General features: G+C 57.8%; 3 protein-coding genes. All 3 read left to right on the forward strand.

The window, feature by feature from the left end:
* The first annotated feature begins 20 nt into the window (after positions 1-20).
* From AC1DUU_RS28085 to AC1DUU_RS28095, 3 genes are read left to right on the forward strand one after another with little or no spacing between them, the layout of a single operon-like run.
* A complete protein-coding gene (locus tag AC1DUU_RS28085; RefSeq protein ID WP_476786622.1) occupies positions 21-1,196 on the forward strand; it encodes an HsdM family class I SAM-dependent methyltransferase in 1,176 nt (391 codons plus the stop codon).
* Positions 1,193-1,885 (forward strand): RipA family octameric membrane protein, encoded by a 693-nt coding sequence (locus AC1DUU_RS28090; protein WP_476786623.1) that lies wholly within the window; start codon positions 1,193-1,195, stop codon positions 1,883-1,885. Before AC1DUU_RS28085 ends, AC1DUU_RS28090 begins: the two co-directional genes overlap by 4 nt.
* Positions 1,882-2,805: a GIY-YIG nuclease family protein gene (locus AC1DUU_RS28095; protein ID WP_476786624.1), complete on the forward strand. Its 924-nt coding sequence runs from the start codon at positions 1,882-1,884 to the stop codon at positions 2,803-2,805. Before AC1DUU_RS28090 ends, AC1DUU_RS28095 begins: the two co-directional genes overlap by 4 nt.
* Positions 2,806-2,901 lie beyond the last annotated feature (96 nt).

Below are 2,901 nucleotides of genomic sequence, written 5' to 3' on the forward strand. Positions count from 1 at the left end.
ATTTTCCGCTGGTCAAACAGGTGTTCACCGATGCCAAAACATCGCTGACCAAGGCCACTGCGCTCACTTCGCTCATCACGACCATCGATAATGTCGATTGGTATGCGGCAGAAGAGGATGGCCTGGGCGACCTCTATGAAGGCCTGCTCGAACGCACAACGTCTGAACGCAAGTCGAAGGCCGGACAGTATTTCACACCGCGCCCCTTGATCGACACCATCATCGGACTGGTCCAGCCCAAGGCTGGCGAGACTATCCAAGACCCGGCAGCGGGAACCGGTGGCTTCCTGATTTCGGCGCACCGCGCGATCTTGCGCGATACGGATGAGTTGACCAAGATCAGCCCGGCCATGGGGTATTTCCAACGCAACAACGCCTACCAAGGCGCTGAGTTGATCACCGGCACGCATCGCCTCAATACGATGAATCTGCTGCTGCACGGTATCGATCAGCCCATCGACTGTATCGACGCGCTGACTTCAGATGCTGAGAAATTCGACAAAGCAGACCTAATCCTCACCAATCCGCCGTTCAACAAGTTTCCGGAACGCGTGACCCGCAGCGATTTCGTCATCACTGCCGGGGCCGCCAAAGGCCCACTCCCGTTTGTTGAACATGTCGTGCGCGGCCTGAAGGTCGGTGGTCGCGCCGCCATTGTGATTCCGGACAATGTGCTGTTCGAAGACAATATGGGTCGCGACCTGCGAAACTGGCTGATGGACCTTTGCGATCTGCACACCATACTCCGCCTGCCAACGGGCATTTTCTATGCCCAAGGCGTAAAGACCAACGTCATGTTCCTCACCAAGAAATCCGAGGAGCGCATCGGCGCTAGCAAACAGGTCTGGTTCTATGACCTGCGGGCGCAGATGCCCAACTTTGGCAAGACCAGGACGCTGACGGCGGATGATTTTGCGCCCTTCGTCAAGGCTTATGGCTCTGACCCTCTGGGCACCGCAAAGCGCACGGACGAAGGCGACGCTGGACGATTCCGCGTGTTCACGCGCGAGGACATCGCCAAGCGCAATGATAACCTCGACATATCTTGGCTTCGCGAGGACGAAGAAGTTGTCGAGGAAGGCTTGACCGAACCCGATGATATTGCCGCTGCCATCCTTGGCCACCTGCGCGCCGCACTGGAGGAAATCGAAGCGGTCGCAGATGAGCTTGCCGAAACCGAAGAGGTCGAGGCGTGAACGAGCCACCRGAATCCCTGCCGATGCGGTATTTTGAGGCTATCGGCACCAGCGATAAGGCCAAGCTCAAGACTGCGCTGGCGGCTGCGCATGATATCCGAAAATTCGAAATTGAGCTCTATTGGAAACGTGCGACCTATTTCTGGTTATTGCAGGCAGCCATTTTCACTGCTTTGGGCTTCATGTGGCATGGGAAAGACGCGGAGGCGGCGGGACTCGTCCCTCTTGGTTTGACCAGCCTGGGTTTCCTTACAGCAATAGCCTCATGGTTTGCAGCCGAAGGCTCAAAGTTCTGGCAAGAAAATTGGGAACGGCACATCGACATCCTTGAGGATAATCAAGGTATTCTCTTGCATAAAACTGTCTGGGTCGGGCGCGACGGCGTCCGGTGGTCGGTGTCTGGCACCAATGGTTGGTTGAACATCTTCTTTTCGGTCTTCTGGTTTGGGCTCTTCGTCAGCCAAGTCATAATTTCGGCTGAGTGGGGTAAGTTCGGATTCGCACGCACGCCGAGCAGCGCGCTCGACTGGAATGCAGTCAAGGYCACCGTGATTGTTCTTTTCACAATTATTGGATTACTGGCTCTCTGGAGTCGTGGCTCGCGGCTAGAGGGCAAGAGGGTCTGGCCAAGGCTAATTGTATTGAAGAAGACAAACCTTCGTATCGTGCGGCGGAGTGTCGAGCCATGACCCCTGAAACCTTTGGCCGTACCATCCAGCTTTTCCTGGTAGATGGCACGCCCACCGGGCTGCGCAAAGCAACGATCCACGGCTGGACCGGCCTGACCTTCGTCGCCACTGGCACCACCTTCGCGGCGCTTACGGCCCGGCCCGAGTTGGACCGGACTGGCATCTACATTCTCTCCGGCCCGGATGCCGAGGCGGTGGGGGGCACCCGCGCCTATATCGGGTCGGCCAACAGCGTGCGCGAACGGATCAAGCAGAGCGCCGCTCAGCGTGAGTTCTGGGAGACGGCGATTGCCGTCACCACCAGCGATGATGATCTGTCCAAGGGGCATGTCGAATATCTGGAAGCGCGGCTTATCCAGATGGCGACACAGGCCAACCGCGCCACGCTGGATAACGGCACCAGCCCCGTCGGGCAGCGCCGCCGCTTGCCGGAAGCAGATCAGGCGAACATGGAACAATTCCTCGCTAATCTGAAAATCATTCTGCCCGTGGTCGGGCTTGATTTTCTCAAGCCCCAACCGCGCGCGGTGACTCAGACCGCCACCCCGGTGGCGCTGCGTACAAGCGGCGAGATCACTTTTGAAATCCGCCACAAGTCCGGCGTGCAGGCGCAGGCCGTGGAAGAAGATGGTGAATTTATCGTGCTGGAAGGATCGCAGGCGCTGAAGGACACCGGCTACGTCCAGCAGAGTTATGGCGCCTTGAAAGAGAACTTGGTCATACAAGGCGTACTGCAACCCGGCGTCGATGGCCGGTATACCTTTGTCAAACCCTACAGCTTCTCCAGCCCCTCTGCCGCCGCCGCCGTGGTGCTGGACCGCAACAGCAATGGCGTGTCCGAATGGAAGGTGAAGGGCGAGAAGCGGACCTATAATGACGTAAAGCAGGCGCGGATTGCTGCCGATGGGGTGGGTGCATGAGCGAAGTGCCAGGCAGTTGGATTGAGCCTCCAATCAGCGAGGTTGCAGAAGTGAACCCGCGCAAGGATGTCGATCTATCGACATCCGACCTGGTAT

The organism is Aminobacter sp. P4_H6_2, assembly GCF_056400805.1.